Here is an 18669-nt window from a genome sequence, read left to right as displayed (position 1 = left end):
TTTTAGGGAATTTATGAAATTTGATATCGCCATTGTTGGTGCCGGTGTACTTGGTAGTTTCGCTGCATACCATGCACTAAAATCCGGGAAGAAGGTTCTGTTAATTGATGCCAGCACCAAGTCTCACGGTGCAACAGTACGCAATTTCGGGCAAATAGTACCATCAGGTATGAACCTCACCTTATGGCGCAATCTGGGGCGACGTTCTCTGGAACTATATAGAGAGTTGTCATCATTAATGCCCGATGCACTTTGGCAACAAGGTTCTCTTTATGTGGCCTCCTCTGAAGAGGAAGCAGGGCTTTTAGAAGAGATGCATGAGATTAATCGTGAGACTGACTACTCTTCTAAACTTATTACTCCTACACAGTGTCGTGAGCGTGTTCCCTCACTGTCCCAAGGCTACTGTCACGGTGGCCTCCTCTACCCTCAAGAAATGAGTGCAGAAAGTGTTTTATTGATGAAATATCTCTGGGAATTACTTGATGATCAACCGAACCTCTACTTTAAAAAAGCCTCTCCGGTTACTTCGATAGAAGAATTACCGAACGGAGTTGAAGTACGCTGCTCAACAGGAAATAAATTTATGTCAAAACACACATTGATTTGTTGTGGACATAATCTAAACCAACTGTTTCCACATTTACTACAGACGAAACAAATGCAGATCAGTAAATTACAGATGTTTCGAACTCGCCCAATCGAAGGAATTAAGATTCCAGGAAATCTGCTTACTGGTTTGACTATACGTCGCTATGAAGCATTCAAAAGTTGCCCCAACTATAAGAATTTATCGGCACCCAATGTTGACCCAAATTATGAAAAATTTGGAGTTCACCTGCTGTTTCGTCAGTCTGTCGATGGCAGTATCATCATCGGTGACTCCCATGAGTACTTCGCCGCTCGAGATACAGACACTTTGAGTTATGAAATCCATCAGGAAATTAACTCACTGATGATAGACGAAGCTAATCGCATCCTCAATCTTCCCCATTTAAATATAGACAGGATCTGGAATGGTTATTACAGCCAGGAGAACAGTCGAGGCGTATTTCTTAAATCTGCAACGGAGAATATCCATTTAGCCACAGGTATTGGTGGAAAAGGCATGACAGCCGGACCCGCGTTAATGGAGCGGGTGATAAAAGGTATTTTTAATGAAATCCCTCTGGAGGAGTGCCTACTCGATGAATACTAGTGTTGTGGATAAAATATACCAGTTATTCCTGCTCTATGGGAATATAACACTCGGTGAAAGCTGTACACAGCTACAACATGCATCTCAATGCGCTACTCTGGCCGAACGTTCTGATAACACCGACGAACTGGTTACTGCTGCATTTCTTCACGATATCGGTCACCTCTATGCCATAAAGAAAAAAATACCCGGCACAAATTCCGAGGGCTACAGTGAGCATGACAAAATAGGGGCAGATTTGCTGGAAAAGTGGGGATTTCCCACCTCAGTCACACAGCCCATTGCATTACACGTTCAGGCCAAGAGATTTATTATGAGTACGGATAGTAATTACAAAGCACGACTATCCGCTGCCAGCCGAAAAACTCTTACAAAACAAGGTGAAGCAATGAGTGACCAGGAGCAGATTAGATTTTTACAAAGCCCCTTCGCCAGAGACGCTTTGCTCTTGCGGGAGTGGGATGATGCGGGAAAAGTATCAGGAATAGATGAAGCCCCCTTATCTCACTGGCTAGCGATATGTGCAAAGGTCATCAATCAATAAGTATCCATTCAACTCCCACAAACACCAACTAAAGGAGATAAACCATGGAATCCCCACAACTTAAAGCTGTTATCCTAGACTGGGCTGGAACACTGGTAGATTTTGGCTCCCGCGCTCCCTTACAAGCATTTATGCAAATATTTTCTACTGCGGGGGTTACCGTCAGTGAGGAGCAAACCCGCATTCCAATGGGCACCGAGAAGAAACAACATATTCGGCAGATGTTACAACAGGAGTCCATTCAAACTGCCTGGCAAGAGGAGTATGGACGTCCTTCTCGGGAGTCCGATATCGAGGATCTGTATCGCCAGTTGGCCCCAATACAGATTCAGGAAATCGATAAGCACAGCCAAATAGTACCCGGGGCTGACAAACTATTTGCTCGTTTACGTGAGCGTAATCTACGTATTGGCAGTACCACCGGCTACAGCCGAATGATGATTGAGGGAATGCTGGCAAGTGCTCAACAACAAGGTCTAAAACCCGATTGTGTTGTTACTGCAGATGAAGCTATAGGCGCGAGACCAGGCCCCGCCGCCGCATTGAAGAACGTTATTGCAATGGAAATTCCCTCTGTCACTCAATGTGTCAAAGTAGATGATACCGCCGCAGGCATTCATGAAGGTCGAAATGCAGGCATGTGGACAGTTGCTGTGGTACTTTCTGGTAATGCTTCGGGATTATCTCTCGATAGCTGGGAAGCACTTACAGAAGAAGAAAAAAGAAACCACAGTAGTAGTGCCTATCAAAAATTGGAGAGTTGTGGCGCCCACTATTTAGTAGACGATATCAACAAGCTCGAACCTGTGTTGGTCGATATCCATCGTCGACTGGCTCTTGGACAACGTCCCTGATAGGCTATAAATCTACAAGGTTGTCCCTCAGTAACCCGGTCTAAGAGCAAGCTACGACCAAATCCAAGAGAAGTGCTGTGTCCTCCAGTTACGATGACATCAAGGCCCATGTTCAGTTGTTGATCGCTAATGGTCGCCTCGCTGCCAACCACAAGCTGCCCGCCGAGCGTGAACTGGCGGAGCAGCTACAGGTCACCCGTATTACCTTGCGCGATGGGTTAAATCGCCTTGAGGGGGAAGGACTGGTCTATCGGCAGAATCGACGCGGCTGGTTTGTCGCTCCAAGTCGCTTCGTAATGAATCCAGCCAAAAAAATCAACTTTAATTTGATGGCTCGGCGGCAGGGGTTCAAACCGACAACCAGAGTGCTTGGATTTCGTAAAATGACCGCGCGCCGTCATATTTATACAGCCTTTTCCTCAAATAAAAGCACTAAATATTTTGAGGTTCGAAGAGCACGTTACCTGGATCAGCGAGCGGTTATGGTTGAGGAAAGTTACTTACCAGCAGAGCGTTTTTACGGATTAGCTGACTTCGATTTATCCGGCTCTGTTACAGAAATATTGCAAGACAGCTACGCAGTAAGTATAGCCCAAGAGCGCTGTAACATTCAGGTCGCTAATTTGGAATTTCATTGTGCGGAGCCATTGGGCATCCCCGCTGGTACTACAGGCCTAAGAGTTTTAAGGCTCCGCTTTGATTCCGCTGAGCGTCTGATTGATTACAACATTGAGAACTGGCTGCCTCACGCTATAGAAATGGAAGTTGCCACCAGATAATTTTGTCCTTGCCTTGCCTAAAGAATTTTTTTGACTTTTTTCATGAAGGAGGGTTTGATAGTTGTTAGCTTTTAAGTAACAGTCTTTTCCCTGCAGTATCGCGGTAAAGATCTCTTCATTGGTATTTAACAACTATTGTTTATCCTAATCATTCTGGCCTAGACCAGAAAATAATTTATAATACAGGATATTCGATATGAAGATACTCATCTCCTTCCTGCTGTTGATCACGCTGGTTTCCAGCACCCAAGCCATTTGTGCTCAGAACAATAAGAAGGTACTTCTTATTGGCGTTGATGGTGTGCAGTACGAAAAGCTCAAAAATATAGACACCCCCAATTATGACCGATTAATTCTACACAAAGCCTATACAGGTGGCATTAAGGGCTCCCCAAGTCAACAAGACACTAAAAGTGGTCCTGGTTGGTCCTCTATTCTTACAGGAGTTTGGGTAGATAAACACAAAGTCAGCTCCAATGGTTCAGGACTGGCCAATGCAGAATTCCCAAGTTTATTCAAAAGAATTAAAGAGGCTGACAATAACCTTTGGGTGGGCAGCATATCTCATTGGAGTCCTATTAATACCAATTTTTTTACTGCCGACCTGGAGCAGGCAAACCTGGTTTTAAGTGGCCTTTCCGATGCAGAAGTCACCTCACGCGGCGTGCAGGAAATATCTTCAGGTCATGTGGATTTCCTTTTCCTGCACCTCGATGACCCCGATGGTGCCGGTCATAGCTCTTGCTTTGGAGATCGCTATAACCAAAGCATCCTTACAAGTGACTCTCAATTGGGCGCGCTGCTGGATGCCGTGGATACACGTATTGCTGCCGGGGAAGAATGGCTGGTAATGGTCACTACGGACCATGGTCGAGATACTCGTGGCTGTGGACATGGATCACAGACGACCAGTGAAAAAACCATTTTTATTGGCAGTAACCTGCCATTAAATATCGAGCATAGCGAATACGTTGAAGATATCCACAATAAAGAATTTGATGGGATTTATGGCTATGCGGCACAAACTTCGATTGCACCAACAGTGTTGCGTTTTATGGGTATTAACTTGCAAACAACTTGGAAGCTGGATGGCAATCCACTCATTGGCAGTCCAGGCACTCGTAAGGTGATGGCAGCCGATAATAGAACGATTAAATGGTATTCTGCGGTTAGCGGCCCTGTAGAGGTCCACCAAAACGATCAGCTAATTGACGTTATCGATGCTAGCTCGCAAAGCTGGACTGACTACACAGATACCCAGGGAATCCTGGATTATGTATTCGTTTATAATGACACCCCAGTAGCTATTCGCAAGTCCGCCCTGGAGGTGACCGCCGGTCTCGATTGGAGCGCTTCACGTGCTTACTACTTTCGCGGCGACAATCAATATATACGCTACAACAAAACCCTGGACAGGGCTGACAGTGGCTATCCACGTGTAACAGATAACGATACCTGGCCTGGTTTGGGAGACTATTCTGATCTGGTTAGTGCTGCATTTAAAGCCAGCGCTGAAAAAGGATATTTCTTCTTAAATGACGGGCGTTACCTACGCTATGATCTGGATGAAGATCGCGTGGACCCAGGCTACCCCAAACTGGTTGATAACAACAGCTGGCCGGGCATGGGCGACTACGCCACAAAAATTCGCGCAGCCCTTAAATGGCCCAATAGCAAAGTGTATTTCTTTCTCGATGACGGAAACTATTTGCGCTATGACTTGGACAACGATCAGCTTGATAGCGGCTATCCACAACCGGTCAATGACAGCACTTGGCCAGGACTCGGCGCCTATTCCACAGAAATTACTGCGGCTCACCAATGGAACATATTTCGTGCTTATTTCTTCCTGAAAAATCAGCGCTATATACGCTATTCCATTACATCAGACCAGGCATACAGCGGATATCCCCGAACAACCGATGATGATACTTGGCCCGGTCTGATGAATCCCTGATCTTTTACCAAGGCAGGCGACTACCATCCCAAAAAAACAGGTTGCCGCTATCAGCGGGGGCCAGTTGTTGTATTACATCTACAATACGCCCGGCACTCAGAGCCGGGCTGTACAATTTGCCCGGCGCCAGGTTGCCCTGGAAGGGTTTGGAAAGTGCCGTATCTGTGGTTCCCGGATGAATTGCCACCACACAGCTATTTTCCAGTCGGCGCCCCCATTCAATAGACAGGTTTTTTATCAGCATATTGAGCGATGCCTTGCTGATACGGTAGCTATACCAGCCCCCCAGCTCATTGTCGCCAATACTGCCCACTTTTGCAGACAGGGATACCCATAACAGCGGCTGCTTGCGCAGTAATTTCCTGTCCAATGCCTGGGCCAGGTGCATATGAGTGAGCAGGTTAGTACGCAGAGACTGTATCAGCCAATCATCTTCACACTGAGCCAGGGATTTTTCCGGTCCGTGGAACTCATCGTGTAACAGCCCACAGCAGTTAATGACCCAGTCTGGTGGAGAAGGAAATTCAGAAAGGAAGGTTTCAACGGACTTGATAGAGTGTTCGTCGGCAAGAGATACGGTTAAGTGTCGGCGTTCACCGACATGTCCCGGCACCCGATCCACGGCACCGCGGCTCAAAGTCACCAGAGTTATATCGGGATAGCGCCGAACAATTTCGGCGCCTATCGCGCGGGCCAGACCGCCCGACCCGCCAGCCAGTAATACTGTTTTTGGTTGATCAAACATACCGGCCTCCATGCCGGATAGCTCGTATAGATTTACTTTGCCTTTTTGCCGCCGGACTTTTTGCCTTTAGCTTCTACGGTGCCAGGCACTTCTTTAACCACACGCAGCATGGGCTCATCGGAACGGAAAATCAGGCCGTGAATTTCCGTCGTATTCTGCCCCTGCAGTAGCTGCTGCAGGTACTGCACAATCTGCGCGGAAATCTCCTGACCTGGCACAAGTACGGGAATACCCGGTGGGTAGGGCACAATCTCATCGGCGCTGGTGCGGCCGATCAGGTTCTGCGTCGCATCCACGCCGTTATCCATTAACGGAAGCTCTTCAGTCTCGGCAAAGTAGGCATCTGCCGGCAGGCAGGTAAAGCGGGTAAACTCCGGCAGTCGACGCGGAGTGCCAACATGAATACGCTTATGGGTATTGCCCGCCAGTTGCTTGAGCGCATGAATCAGGCGCAATAATTTGCTCTCTGTGCTACCCAGGGTCACCAGTACCGTGATGGTATTGTAGGTGGTCTTCTCCACCTGGATTCCGTACTGATCGAACAGCTTGATCTGCATCTCATTGCCCGAGTAACCACTGCGGGAGATATCGATGGTTACCTTGGTGGGGTCCAAGCCAATATTGTCACCGGCTAGGGGCTCAGCAATCAGATCGTCACGGGTCAGGGCGCGGAATACACCGGTTTCATTCACTGCGCGGCGCAGGGTTTCCACCATCTGCAGGCACTGCTTGAGACGTCCATAGCCCTCCATCGCCATTTGCTTACGTGCCACATCGAGGCTGGCGATCATGGCGTATTGCGGGCTGGTAGAGGCGTGCATATTCAGGTTTTCACGGAAGCGGAACTCGTCAAAGTCCGGGTCCTGTACATGGATCATACTGGCCTGGGAGAAAGCCGAAAGCATCTTATGGGTACTCTGGGTCACATAGTCGGCGCCGCACTCGAGTGCAGTGGGACGCAGCTCTGGGTGGAAGAAACCGTGGGCAAACCAGGCCTCATCGACCAGCACCTTAACACCACGCTCATGGGCGTAATCGATAATGGGCTTCAAATCATAGCGCAGACCATCGTAGGTGCAGGAAGTGATGACCAATAAGCGCGCATCGCTATGCTCATCCAGTGCCGCCTCGATATCGGAGCGCTTTACCGGGCCATAAATGCCAAATTCCGGGTGCAGCACCGACTTCAGGTACACCGGCTCACAGCGGTTCATCACTATCGCGTGGTGGACCGACTTGTGACAGGCCTGGTCGACGATAATCTTGCCGCCACCACCGAGGATCTGTTGAATCACTACTTTATTGGCAGTGGAAGTGCCATTGGTCAGGAAAAAAGTGTGGCGCGAACCAAACGCCTGTGCGGCGAGATCCTGCGCTTCCTGGATCACGGAATGCGGTTCCAGCAGGCTGTCCAGTATCTGTACCGAGACAGACAAATCCGTATTGAAAACGTGTTCGCCCATAAAGCGGTAGAAATCCCCCACCCAGGGGCTGTTGCGCAGACTGTCGCCTCCGGAGTGGCCCGGTGTATGCCAGGCATCGCGTGCGGAGAATACATATTCCTTCAGGGTATCGGCAAAAGGCGTAGAGGCACGGCGGGCAATAAACGCCTGCACCAGACGGAACATATGGTTGAAATTGCCTTCGCGGCGGTCAAACAGCTCGTCAAAGCGACGGCGCAGGTTGGCCAGAGATTTGGCTCCAACCTCTCCAGCCGGTGATGTGGCGCCGGCGATATCACTGTGGGCTACCAAGAAGATATTGAGCTGTGAGCGTAGTGAGTGGATACGATCAGCCAACTGATCTGCAGCTTCCAGGCCGCTGGCATCATTGCCAGCATCGACAATAATCGCCTGCAGGCGATCTTCATCTTGTGCCAAGCGCTCAACATCTGCCGGAGCTACCGCCTCAAAGTGCAACCCAAAGGGATTCTCATGGCGGGCAGCGGTGCTGTTCAGGGCACTGATCCAGTCCGCCGCCAATTTGCTGTCAGCACTCACCAGAGCGACATGACATTCCAGCTTCTGTGCGCTGTCATTGAGATTGCCCAATTCAGGCATTTTTAATTCCAAACCCATATTCTTATCCACCAGCATAGCCCGCTACTTGCTGCAGGTTGCCGCCTTAATTATTTAACTATTTGATTTTATTAACTTTTCTTAAGTCCTCCGGCCAGAGCGGAGGATCTGGAATTTTGCGGCTAAAAAGCCAGGGGGCAAATATTAATGGAGCAGGCGCGGGATTTCCGCGACCGCGGAGCATTTGGCGAAATTCGCCAAATGCATGGTGACCGACCAGATCTATTGCCAAGGAAGAGTGGAAAGTTAGAACTTTGCGCTGCATACACTGCCGTCAAACTCCAGGCAGTCCCTGACCCTGTGTCGTTGCACGTCGGAGAGCTGCTCCAGGGGAAAATACGCCATTTCAGAGTGCTCATTTGACAGGGTGATATGTCGTCTATCAACAAAACGGGCACGAAAGATAAAAACGTGGGAGTTGTACACCTTGTGGTAATAGATGCCACTCAAGTAATCGATATGTACATCCCGGCCCAACTCCTCACGGCACTCCCGCCGCAGGGCTTCGTGTACGGTTTCACCGGGGTCCAGGGCGCCACCGGGCAATCCCCAGCTGCGATTGGCATAGGTGGCCAGCAACTGCAGGACTTCGCCCACCTCATTGGTAATCACCGCATGCGCGCTAAGGCGGTAGCTGTCTTCAAACCCCATCGATCCGATCCCTGGCCGTTAGAGGCTGTTAGAACCCTTGGGCCAGGGTGAAACCAAAGCCCAAAGTCTGTACAGACTCATCGTAGTCGATCAGGCTCTCACCATAGCCGTTGAAATAGCGGATATAGCCATCCACCCGATTTCCCAGGGGAAAACCCCAGGTCAGCTCAACCGCACCACGATTATCCGAGCGCAGATTGTTGCGCACCATAATCGCGATTGAGTGGTCTCCATCCCGGTAGCGCCCGCCCAGCTCGAAATTACCCATATAGTGCTCGATATCCGGATTGTCATCATCCTCACGACTTTCCGGAACCCGATACCAGGGTTTGAGACCTATAGAGAAATTATCCCGCTCGAAGATAAAATTGGCGTAAATCCGGTTCCAGCTGCGCGAATAAGGTTCACTGCGGCCGTTTGACTGGTGGTTTAAAGCAATCTGGTTAGCGGTATTGCGCCAACCGAACACGCTCCAATCGTTCAACCAGGTCAAGATCAGCTCGGGCTCGTGGTTGGTTTCGCGAAATGGCGAGGAGTTATCGGAGTTGTAGGCTTGCCAGAAACTGCGGTTGGTGTAGGCCACACTCATAAAAGAGGCACTGCCGAGGAAGCCGCGCCAGACTGGCACCTGCACTGAGAGCTGGAACTGCACCTCTATATTATCCAGATCTCGGTCCTCATAATCGGTCAATCCCCCGGTCTCCGGCGAGGGATTATAAGTAAAAGGCAGCACATAGTTCGCCTTGTGAGACGCCAGGGTAAAGGGGTTACTGGCCGCATCACGGATCGCCTGGGCACGCCCACCCAGTAAAACCTCGTCGGTGGGGAGTTCTTCAGAATATTCTTCCACGACCGGCTCGATCTCGAAATAATCCTCTTCCAAACCCAGCTGGGCACGCACTCTTTCTGCGCAGAGTAAGCGGATTTCCCGCAGAGTTGTCTCGGCGGAAGAGATCAGTAGTTGTTCCTGCAGACATTGTTCCTGCTCGTGCTGCTGGTCCAGTTCCTTAATCTCTACCTCGCTATCTTCGCCAATACTGGCCACAGCGACATTAAGTGGTAGCTGTACAGCCATAACCAGGGAGGCGAACAGTCGGATTCCACTGCGGGTGTTGGATCTGATAAAAGGCAAAAGGCGCTCCCCCATTGGCACTCTGTAAAATTGACGCAAGCTTACACTGGAGTACAGAAAAAATCCTGCAGCATTAGTTCCCCTGTGTATTTGTAAATTAGTATCTTTGCCAGCTTGTTAATGAGTTTGAGGGAGGTCAAAAAACCGGGAAACAACGAAAAAATAAAGGCGGGGAGGTCGAAATTGTTACCAGTGCGAACTTGAGGTCATCAAAAATTTTATCCCTGTATAATCGTTATTCAGTCGATTGATAGGAATTCCTCATTCACGGTCATGTCCGACCAGAACCTAACTGGGGCAAACCAATCACTCATCAAGCCAGACTGGTCAGACACTGAGACCATTCGAGGTCCCTCAAACGAACTTGCCACAAGCGCCCAGTACTGGATGGCCAGTCATACCCCACCAACAAACTGCGGCTGTCGACGTAGCAGTGGGCATCTCGCTCCGCCTCATCCCCCTGATAGATGAAACCGCTGATATCCGGCCCCATATCCTGTGCACGTTGACTGGCCAGTTCCCCTACCATTGTCCGTGCACTGCGGTGACTGACTCTGGGAGAAAGCAACTTACCGCGCTGTGAGGGATCAACAATATCCGGAGAAACTACTTCCAACCCTTTCTCGTGCTGCACCAGCGTTTTAAGAAGAGGTCCCATAAAAACGCGCATAAGGGGAAATAGCAATCGGCTCTCACCTTGCAGCCGGGCCTGCTGCGGACCATTGGGCCCTTTCCAGGAGGCCTCAATTTCATCTCCCAGGCGCGGCCCATGCCCCTGCGGACTATTGAGCCGATAATGGGCGCTAACTTCATCAGTTTCGTCACGCCAGTGAACATGACACTCGTTAACCAACCCCGCACAAAGTATCGCGGAAACCTCAATTCCATAGCCTTGATCACCCACCAGACGACGGCTCACCAGGGTGCGGCGCCCCTCTGAATCGTGCCCTAACTGCCAGCTGTCCTGTACAGGCATTTCACGCCCATCACAGCTGTAGTGATACCGACCCTGCGCAAGGGTAGAGTTCAAACGCATTGCAGATTTCCTCCATGCTTACTGCAAGCACCAGACTGGTGGTTCAGTACCCGAAAAGTATTGCACATGGAGGATCAAGCACGCCTAGTTTGGCGCCAGCTTATTGAGGGAATTATTTTCTGGTTACAAACAACCTGATAGCCATGCACCTGCCAGGCAAAAAAGCATAGACCGGGTTAATACCCGCCCAAAAGTACTGTAAGACAATGAAATTGAATTACCCCCTGGAAGCTGTAACTTTATTGCAGAAGTAAAGTTAAGGAGTCATGAAACCAACAATACTTTCTTCAGCTTAATCGGCACTCAGGATTAATGGATAAATTATTTCTCAAAAAAGAAATCAATACAGATTCCCATAATTTACAAACAATAATAACTACCGCCCAGAAAAAATTTTATCAAGAAAAATTGTAACACAACTTCTATACAAATAATTATGACAAAACAAGCACATCATGAACAACCCATTACAGAATAATTGGTTAGCCAATCAAACAGATTGCATCAAACTTAGGTACTAAATTTTATTGGATAAATGAAAAGCACTGGCATTTTACCGACTTCCTAGTAATAGTAATTGCAAAATATAACCAACCCTTTTGATTCGAGATGAGTTGCTTCCATGCCTACTTTCGCATATCAATCTATTAATTCAAACTCCAGTACTAATCATGGAATCAGTGCTTCCAACAGTCAGCACTTTACTCGCATGACGCATAATCACCAGGCCGCCAACCAGGATCCCAGCCACCTTATTATGCCGACCGCCGATGGACTCGATCCCCATACTCCAATTTACGGCCCCGCTCAATTGGTTGCACAGGCCCCTCAAGGTTTTATGGCCAAGGGCCAACATAGTAATGCCCAGTTTCTGAGCATGATTGAAGGCAAGGCACGCCAGACTCTTCAGCACCTGTATCGCTCACTCGGACAGACCTGTGACCTGCTGGTTTATGGCGAGATGAATGGTGCCAATATTGAATGGAGTTCAATGCAGCAACATGCCGGCGGCTTGGTGGGGGCAAGCTCTACGGGAAAGGCTTGTAACAGTTTTAGTGTTCATGCGGCCAATACTACCCAGCACCAGATACTCGGTTCCGGCATGGGTTGGATTGCGGTTAAAAGCGGCAACGTCAATGCTGTATTCGTGCATGTACCTAATAGCATTGCCAAAAATGAAAGAGAAGCAGTTTTCTTTTATCGCACTATCAATAACCTGCTGATTCAGCAAGGGCATGGCGCGATTGATCTTGTAATGGGTGACACCAACCAGGGCAATGACAGTTTTACCCCCTCCGCACTCAGTGTGGCCACTGGCACTTTCTTTCGAGACGCACATACCGACGACGAGGTAACGCCCTCGGACACCTATCAAATTAGCTTTGCTGGTACCAACAGCACTGGCAGCAAAAAATACGATGTTGCCGCTTACAATACAAAGACGATTCGGGTGGCTAAGGTGGATTATATTTCACAGAACACCCCGGTTACCGTTAATGGTGCCAGCATGGCCGCCTCAGTAACTGATCACATGGGCATTTTTATTGATGTGACCAAGTGATAGCCAGAATAGCTATCACTCAGTGTAATTACTTCAAGGCAACTCCGCCACAGTGAGGAATATTGCAAAAGACCAGAAGTAAATTTGGCCACGAGAATTAAAATAGAATTAAGCTACGGCAATCTGCTGGGCCTGAGGAGTAATCCACTTCATAAGATTGCCACTTTGCTGATTATCGTACACTGTACTGCCATGCAGGTCGTTAACAACCTGCGCCGCACGCCAGGCAGACAGACTTAGCTGCGGCTCCGCAATACCATGGCTGGTTCGGCCAGTACCGAGGAAGTACAAACGACGGTCGCTGTCATCACCGCTCAGTTTTGTTGCGAAAGAATCATCCAGCAACAAACGCCCTTCTCCATCACGTGGAATCCGCTCCTGTAGAGGCGCCAGACAGGGTGGCAATGCTTCGCTTAAACCGGTGCAGAGAATAACGATATCAGCGTTAATCCACTCGGCACCATCGGTATCGCCGAGTAAATGATTCTGCAGCTGTAACTGGTAATCACCACGAGAGGACATGTCCACCAGCTCACGGTTGGGCATGAGTGTCACCCCCTCAGAATCTTTCTCCAAGTGTACTAGGCGATAGAACAGTTGATAGAGTTCCTTAAGGGTATCAGGGGAAATCCCATCGGATGCCAATTTTTGTTCAGCGACAACCTCTTCACGGCGACGTGGACTCAGCTGTCGGAACACATCGACATATTCCGGGGTAAACCAATCATTGGTGAAGGGAGTTTCATCCAATGGTAAATAATTACTACGGCGGGAAACCCAGGTTACCTGCTGCGGGCGCCCCCAATGTTTTCCCAGTAGATTAATAACCACCTCTGCGCCAGTCTGTCCACCACCGATTACCGCAACACGCTTACCGCTCACATCCGGATTACGCAGGGCAATTTCCAGCGCATGGAAGCAATTGTCAGAAAGCAGCGGGCGGCTGCACTCCGGAATATTAGGTTTTTTGCCCGCGGCAACACACAGGTTTTTGGCGAGAATCCGTTCACGACCACTGGGGCCATGCACATCCAATTCAAAGTACTCACCGTTATCCACCACGCTCTGTACGCGGCTGCTCATTTGGATGGAGTCCAGGCGACGCGCTGCCCAGGCCAGGTAATCAGCAAATTCCCTGCGAGTCACCGTGCGTTGTTCCGCATGAAGGAAATCATAGAAACGTTTGTTTTCCACCAGGTAAGCCAAAAAGCTACAGGGACTAGTGGGATCGACCGGCGTCACCAGGTCTTTCAGATAAGAGGTCTGCATCATTGCACCCGGCAACATTAAACCCGGGTGCCAGGAAAACTCCGCTTTAGCTTCGAAGAAACGATGGCTCAAGGATTTATCCCGCAATAAAGCGGCTACGGCCAAGTTGAATGGACCGGCTCCGATACCGGCGAGATCTAGGAAATTACTCATGGTTAAGCCTCTAAAGCGGAAGCAGTTTCTGGTTGAAGTTCGTGTTGTTGTAACTTTTGCTCGGCGAGCCAAAGGGGATTCTTGAGTTCACCACCAACAATGGGAACTGGACGCTCGGCACTGTCGTCGTAACCCTGACGCAGGCGCACTCGATTAATACAGACCCGCTCAATGTGGGGGCGGAACAGGTTGAACTGCTGAAAACGCGCTATCAAATGGGTGTTTTCCTGTTGTGCGGACGCCTGATAACGACGCAATACTCGAGCCAGGATTCCGTAAAAATCCAATTCCTTTAAGCGGATCTCAGTCATTAATTGAGCAGACAGATATCGCAGCACTGTTACGAAGTGGCCGGTGAACAGATCGTGAATAATGTAATTCGGCGGTAACTGGTCGAGTACTTCCGCCGCTGCTTCCGGCAGATCCGCGCGATCGGGAAAATCCCCCTGGGCGAGACGCAGGTCACCCTGGAAATCCTTCAGCAATACACGCACTACTTTGTTTTCGCGTAGCACCAATGTCAGGTTTTGCGAGTGTGCTACCAGCCCTATGCCATAGCGGCTGAGCAGGTGATAGAGCGGCACCACCGTGGCATCAAATAAATGTTCCAGCCACGCCTGTACCGAAAGATCTGAAGCTTCAATCAGGGCAACCGCGACAGATTTACCACTGGCATCTCTCTGCAGCAGTGCAGCCATTAAGAGGTGACGCTCTCCCTCCGCACACAGGCTCGCGGGGCTCTGCCGCCAGGTAGCCCCCAGTAATTCTCGGAAGCGATAAGGAGTACCATCGATCAACTCATGATGAAAATGTGGCACATGCAAGCCCGCCACTTCCTGTAAAACTCCCGTGCCGCGGGCTTGGAGCTGCCCATCGCGCTCACAGAGTCGCTGCATCCACTCAGACAGTGCCGGTCCACAACGCATAAATTTGCCCGGTATTCCCCGGTAACAGGAGGTATTCAGTACCGTTAAAGGCAGTTTCACATGCAGAGCGCTAGGGCGATCCAGATTTGACAAAGTACGCAGAGATACCTGAGGCAGGTACTCATCACCAAACTCACCCAGCAAGATCAAATCACCACGATAAATCTGTTGTGCATAATGCTGTCGAATATGGTGCTGCCATTGCCAAGGATGCACCGGCAGCGGTAAAAACGTCTGCCAGTCGATTCCTTTTTCACGACATACGTTATCCAACTGCTGCAGCTGTGATTCATTCAGACTTTCGGCCAACAGTTGTGGCCAGTCCCACGCTTCGCTATTACCATTGACCGCCAGTTCCCGCCTTACCGCCAGCCACTGGAATCGCACACCCCGGGCAGCCTCTGTGCCGTAAGTGTTAAATTCCTGCGCACCCCAGCCGATACGCCCTTTATTCACCATGGCCTTAGGATGTCCATCCAGCAGGCACTGCAGTTGCTCATCGGGCAGTTTCGCCAGAGTTTGTGCGTCGAGATTCTCACGCTTTTGCAGCAGAGCTACATCAGCCACCAAAGTGTTGGCGAGCTCATGCAGCAGATTTCCCAGAGTACTGGAGTTAGCTTCCAAGTCTTTGCCAGCATCGATAAAAAACTGTGCAGCATCATCAGCAGGCAGTGACTGCCCATCCTTCACACGTTCGATACTCTGTGCATCAATTAACAACCAGTCCCAAATCGTTAGCTGGCCGTTAAAGCGATATATAATTCCCGAAATGAGTTCTACAGAATATTGACCCTTTGATTCCTCTTTCGCAGTGAGTGCCTGCTCGTAGCAAAGCTCAGCCAGTGACTTTACCAACAGAGTTCTATTGGCCTGTACCCAGTATTGATCTCTACTCATACTCCCCCCATATTCTGAAAAAATTCACCCTTCTTGCACATCACCAGGGCAGCTCGCTTATGAGGAAAATCAAACTCTTTAATTTTTTTCCAACCAAAAGTACCATTGATATATTTTAGTACCGCACGATTATCCGCCCGAGGTTCTCCTACCAAGGTTTCAGTTCGCGTATCATCCAAGTACATAAAGTGGGAAACACCATTAAACCAAGCCGTAGCAAATTTCTTACCCAGGAAGCGCGCGTCGCCAACCAACATGTGAGCACCGCGATCAAATGGCTGGCAGTCATAGTAAGGCGCAATGCGATCTTCGAGGGCCCAATAAACTTCAAAGTATGCAAAGGGCTCGTCATCAAAACAGGCAATCAATGGATGTTTGTGAGGGTCCTGAATAACAGAATCGATAAACTGTCTCTGCTTTTCTACATCACCCTCTTCCTCCCAAAACTTTGCTACACGCTCCTGGTTCATCCAATCAGTAAAGCGTTCCAAGTCTTCTTGAGGATCCAGGTGGCGCAGACTGAACTCCATCCCCAGGGAGTGGAAATAACGTCGATACACCTCCCCTTTTGGCGGCTCTGCACGGAGGGGGTGGCGCACCCCCAGCTTATTTTCTACCCACTGCAGAGGAAATTTTCCTGCATTATTTCCGCAATACCAAAGCTCTGCCCGTTGATAAAATTCAGTGCGGGAAATCCGGCTAATAACGATGTCTGCTTCAGTTATATCCACATTTTGTAGCGCTGGATTCAATGCAAAGAGCCAGTCACACCAAAGGTCCAGTTCCGTAGGTGAAGTGTCACTGAGCGATAAAGTAAAACGCGCGAAATCCCGCCCCGGGATATAATCAATTTGAAAATATTTATCGCCATTAGATTGGCAGCGATATCCACCAGAGGACATTTCCCATAAACGCCCATCTGGGAGATGACCCCGTTCACCCTCGGATATTTCAAGCGCAGCTGTTGAACTGGTCATAAATTTTCCTTTCAATTTTTTCAACACATTGATCAGGATTAGGCAGCTTCGAGCTCTGCCGCGGTCATCAAGGGATTCACCATTGTGTGGTAGATCGAAAGCGGGTCTTCGGTCGTAGTTTCATTCATACCGATAACCGCACACTGGAAATTACCCTTAGCCCAAATCTCAGACGAATTGAGCAGGTATTCGAGGCAGCTATGATCCCGTCGTTGGCCTTCATTCAATAATTGCAGGCGCTCACGCAACTGGCGCAACAGCTCTTTCTCAGAAGATATACCTGCAGCTGAAAGTGCACTAATCAGGCCAAAGCAGCTGTTAACGACGAGGTAATAAACAAACAGGCGGTTTGCCATTTTTTCATCAATCACATTTTCGCTGTTCTGTGCCAGGTTGGGCAGGTAGGGTTTGAGGAGCTGCTCGCCAAGACGGCTATAGCCACTGCCCTGACAGTCCCTGAAGTAACCCTTTGAGGGCAAAGCTCCATCAAATGAGAGAATCAGGTTTTGCTGGTGGGCGCCAAATAAAATACCGAAATCGGCTTGGGCGATCAGGAGCGGTTCAATTACCGCATCGAGGAAAGCATTAAACCAGCGCCGGCTGGAGGCCTCGTCAGAAATATTCTCCTCTTCAGCAAGGCGCTGAATCAGCTGCGCGGCACGACAGGGGGACCCGTCCGGATGGTCCTGGGTCAGTGTGGCCAAGAGGCAGGTATTTTCCGCAGACTCACCGGGAAAAGGGTTTTCCCGAAACATCACCAGGCTTTCTATAATTTGCTCACCACTGTTATCAGCAAGCATCAGGTAAGCCGGTTCCGCCAATACCTGGAAGCGTGGATAGCGATTGGCAAACTCCTGCCCAACCGGAGTATCCCTTACTTTTAACACTTCAAGTCCACGAACCATTTCTTTCGGTTGTAGAGTGCGCACCGAATTGGTCAGCCGTAGGCTGAGGGAAAACTTAAGCATATAGGGGCTTCTGCCATTATAAATGGCGCGCAGAGAGGAGGTTGCCCGCCAGGGCTCACAACCCTCGCCCAGCTCAACTATTTTTCCATCCTCAAGTAATTCTACAATACGTGGATCTTCACACAGCTTGCGCCACTGCCAGGGATGCGCGGGAATGGCAATAAAGCCTTCAGGTGCCACTGGGCCACCATCTGTCTCACGCACCAAATCAGCAAACTGCGCTTCGCTGATTTCCGCCCCGCTTGCACCGCGTAAATATTGAGGGGCCACCCCAAGCCATACCAAAGTAAAACTATTGCCAAACTCCGGTGCGTAACGCTCTGCGTCCTCATCAGTAAATGGATCGCGGCTTTTTGGCGTTGGATGTATAGAATGGCCACATAAAAGTGCCTGTTCTGCTTCGGAGAAAGTGAGGGGTAGAGTAAATAGCTTTTCGATATCAGCACTACGCACAGCCAGTGCTTGAGCCATGTTTTTAACACTGACTGAAACTCTGCGGGTGAACTGTTCCCTGGATTCCGCAGTAGCACCGGGAAAAAACGATGGCTCTTCAGCAACCAGTTGAGCGGCTTCGGCCAGTTCAATCACCCTGCTGCTATCATCACTCGACCGAAACACTATGGGTAAATCAAATTGATGTCTGCCACACTCACTGCGGTAAGACACATTCAACCAAAGCTCAGCATTACTCGCCGGTAGAGCAATACTCACTGCCGGGATGTTGATTTCTTCGGGAAGCTGCTCTTCTGTCTGCATATGCCAGATACCAGTGTCAGTTTCTCGCAACAGCGCATTGAAAAAGCAGTTGGCTGACATTCGTTCAGCAAAAGCTTTGACCAGGCTAGATTCTTCAGTCATAAACATCTCTTGGGTACTAACTATGCCAGCAGTGCGGCTAGACTCAGCCGAACTGGGGTGGGGATTGTTCATAAATGGGATTATTT

General features: G+C 49.5%; 15 protein-coding genes. 6 read left to right on the top strand and 9 right to left on the bottom strand.

Translation table 11 applies throughout. The annotated features are described in order from the left end of the window. Positions 1-13 precede the first annotated feature (13 nt). The 5 genes from GL2_RS11120 to GL2_RS11100 all read left to right on the top strand — a co-directional run bounded on the left by GL2_RS11120 (position 14) and on the right by GL2_RS11100 (position 5332). Positions 14-1198, top strand: coding sequence for a TIGR03364 family FAD-dependent oxidoreductase (locus tag GL2_RS11120; RefSeq protein ID WP_143730722.1), 1185 nt, complete (start codon positions 14-16; stop codon positions 1196-1198). Beyond that, positions 1188-1742, top strand: a complete 555-nt coding sequence (locus tag GL2_RS11115; RefSeq protein WP_172621123.1) for an HD domain-containing protein — start codon at positions 1188-1190, stop codon at positions 1740-1742. Before GL2_RS11120 ends, GL2_RS11115 begins: the two co-directional genes overlap by 11 nt. 44 nt (positions 1743-1786) lie before the next feature. Continuing rightward, complete coding sequence (gene phnX, locus GL2_RS11110) at positions 1787-2596, top strand: phosphonoacetaldehyde hydrolase (protein WP_143730720.1); 810 nt, start codon at positions 1787-1789, stop codon at positions 2594-2596. 77 nt (positions 2597-2673) lie between these two features. Then, positions 2674-3375 carry a UTRA domain-containing protein gene (locus tag GL2_RS11105; protein WP_143730719.1) on the top strand — a complete coding sequence of 234 codons (702 nt, stop codon included), beginning with the start codon at positions 2674-2676 and terminating at the stop codon, positions 3373-3375. Between the two features lie 196 nt (positions 3376-3571). After that, positions 3572-5332 carry an alkaline phosphatase family protein gene (locus GL2_RS11100; RefSeq protein ID WP_143730718.1) on the top strand — a complete coding sequence of 587 codons (1761 nt, stop codon included), beginning with the start codon at positions 3572-3574 and terminating at the stop codon, positions 5330-5332. A 4-nt stretch (positions 5333-5336) separates the two neighbouring features. On the opposite strand, the gene GL2_RS11095 is transcribed toward GL2_RS11100, so the two are convergent. From GL2_RS11095 to GL2_RS11075, 5 genes are all read right to left on the bottom strand, one after another. Then, entirely contained in the window at positions 5337-6077 is a 741-nt protein-coding gene (locus GL2_RS11095; RefSeq protein WP_143730717.1) for an SDR family NAD(P)-dependent oxidoreductase, read from the bottom strand. Positions 6078-6109: 32 nt separating this feature from the next. Further along, the gene (locus GL2_RS11090; protein ID WP_232053597.1) at positions 6110-8155 is read right to left on the bottom strand and encodes an aminotransferase class I/II-fold pyridoxal phosphate-dependent enzyme; all 2046 of its coding nucleotides are present in this window, start codon (positions 8153-8155) and stop codon (positions 6110-6112) included. A gap of 246 nt (positions 8156-8401) precedes the next feature. Next, complete coding sequence (locus tag GL2_RS11085) at positions 8402-8806, bottom strand: NUDIX hydrolase (RefSeq protein WP_143730715.1); 405 nt, start codon at positions 8804-8806, stop codon at positions 8402-8404. 28 nt (positions 8807-8834) lie between these two features. Next, entirely contained in the window at positions 8835-9938 is a 1104-nt protein-coding gene (locus tag GL2_RS11080) for a phospholipase A (protein ID WP_232053596.1), read from the bottom strand. A 313-nt stretch (positions 9939-10251) separates the two neighbouring features. Further along, the gene (locus GL2_RS11075) at positions 10252-10974 is read right to left on the bottom strand and encodes a hypothetical protein (protein WP_143730713.1); all 723 of its coding nucleotides are present in this window, start codon (positions 10972-10974) and stop codon (positions 10252-10254) included. A gap of 622 nt (positions 10975-11596) precedes the next feature. On the opposite strand from GL2_RS11075, the gene GL2_RS11070 reads away from it, so the two are divergent. Continuing rightward, on the top strand, positions 11597-12535 hold the full coding sequence (locus GL2_RS11070) for a hypothetical protein (protein WP_143730712.1): 939 nt from the start codon (positions 11597-11599) through the stop codon (positions 12533-12535). A gap of 108 nt (positions 12536-12643) precedes the next feature. On the opposite strand, the gene GL2_RS11065 is transcribed toward GL2_RS11070, so the two are convergent. From GL2_RS11065 to GL2_RS11050, 4 genes are read right to left on the bottom strand one after another with little or no spacing between them, the layout of a single operon-like run. After that, positions 12644-13957 (bottom strand): lysine N(6)-hydroxylase/L-ornithine N(5)-oxygenase family protein, encoded by a 1314-nt coding sequence (locus GL2_RS11065; protein WP_143730711.1) that lies wholly within the window; start codon positions 13955-13957, stop codon positions 12644-12646. Between the two features lie 2 nt (positions 13958-13959). Further along, entirely contained in the window at positions 13960-15780 is a 1821-nt protein-coding gene (locus GL2_RS11060) for an IucA/IucC family siderophore biosynthesis protein (protein WP_143730710.1), read from the bottom strand. Then, a complete protein-coding gene (locus GL2_RS11055) occupies positions 15777-16757 on the bottom strand; it encodes a GNAT family N-acetyltransferase (RefSeq protein ID WP_143730709.1) in 981 nt (326 codons plus the stop codon). Before GL2_RS11055 ends, GL2_RS11060 begins: the two co-directional genes overlap by 4 nt. Positions 16758-16795: 38 nt before the next feature. Then, positions 16796-18583, bottom strand: a complete 1788-nt coding sequence (locus GL2_RS11050; protein ID WP_172621122.1) for an IucA/IucC family siderophore biosynthesis protein — start codon at positions 18581-18583, stop codon at positions 16796-16798. Positions 18584-18669 lie beyond the last annotated feature (86 nt).

The sequence above is a fragment of the Microbulbifer sp. GL-2 genome, assembly GCF_007183175.1.
GTDB lineage: Bacteria > Pseudomonadota > Gammaproteobacteria > Pseudomonadales > Cellvibrionaceae > Microbulbifer.
The sequence above is the reverse complement of the archived record's forward strand: the minus strand, read 5'-3'. Positions and strand labels throughout refer to the sequence as shown.

Excerpts from the sequence above, each read along its gene's own strand:
- GL2_RS11120 (WP_143730722.1), top strand. The coding sequence starts at position 14 with ATGAAATTTGATATCGCCATTGTTGGTGCCGGTGTACTTGGTAGTTTC.
- GL2_RS11075 (WP_143730713.1), bottom strand. The coding sequence starts at position 10,974 with ATGCGTTTGAACTCTACCCTTGCGCAGGGTCGGTATCACTACAGCTGT.
- GL2_RS11065 (WP_143730711.1), bottom strand. The coding sequence starts at position 13,957 with ATGAGTAATTTCCTAGATCTCGCCGGTATCGGAGCCGGTCCATTCAAC.
- phnX (WP_143730720.1), top strand. The coding sequence starts at position 1,787 with ATGGAATCCCCACAACTTAAAGCTGTTATCCTAGACTGGGCTGGAACA.
- GL2_RS11070 (WP_143730712.1), top strand. The coding sequence starts at position 11,597 with ATGCCTACTTTCGCATATCAATCTATTAATTCAAACTCCAGTACTAAT.
- GL2_RS11060 (WP_143730710.1), bottom strand. The coding sequence starts at position 15,780 with ATGAGTAGAGATCAATACTGGGTACAGGCCAATAGAACTCTGTTGGTA.
- GL2_RS11095 (WP_143730717.1), bottom strand. The coding sequence starts at position 6,077 with ATGTTTGATCAACCAAAAACAGTATTACTGGCTGGCGGGTCGGGCGGT.
- GL2_RS11055 (WP_143730709.1), bottom strand. The coding sequence starts at position 16,757 with ATGACCAGTTCAACAGCTGCGCTTGAAATATCCGAGGGTGAACGGGGT.
- GL2_RS11050 (WP_172621122.1), bottom strand. The coding sequence starts at position 18,583 with ATGACTGAAGAATCTAGCCTGGTCAAAGCTTTTGCTGAACGAATGTCA.
- GL2_RS11085 (WP_143730715.1), bottom strand. The coding sequence starts at position 8,806 with ATGGGGTTTGAAGACAGCTACCGCCTTAGCGCGCATGCGGTGATTACC.
- GL2_RS11090 (WP_232053597.1), bottom strand. The coding sequence starts at position 8,155 with ATGGGTTTGGAATTAAAAATGCCTGAATTGGGCAATCTCAATGACAGC.
- GL2_RS11100 (WP_143730718.1), top strand. The coding sequence starts at position 3,572 with ATGAAGATACTCATCTCCTTCCTGCTGTTGATCACGCTGGTTTCCAGC.
- GL2_RS11115 (WP_172621123.1), top strand. The coding sequence starts at position 1,188 with ATGAATACTAGTGTTGTGGATAAAATATACCAGTTATTCCTGCTCTAT.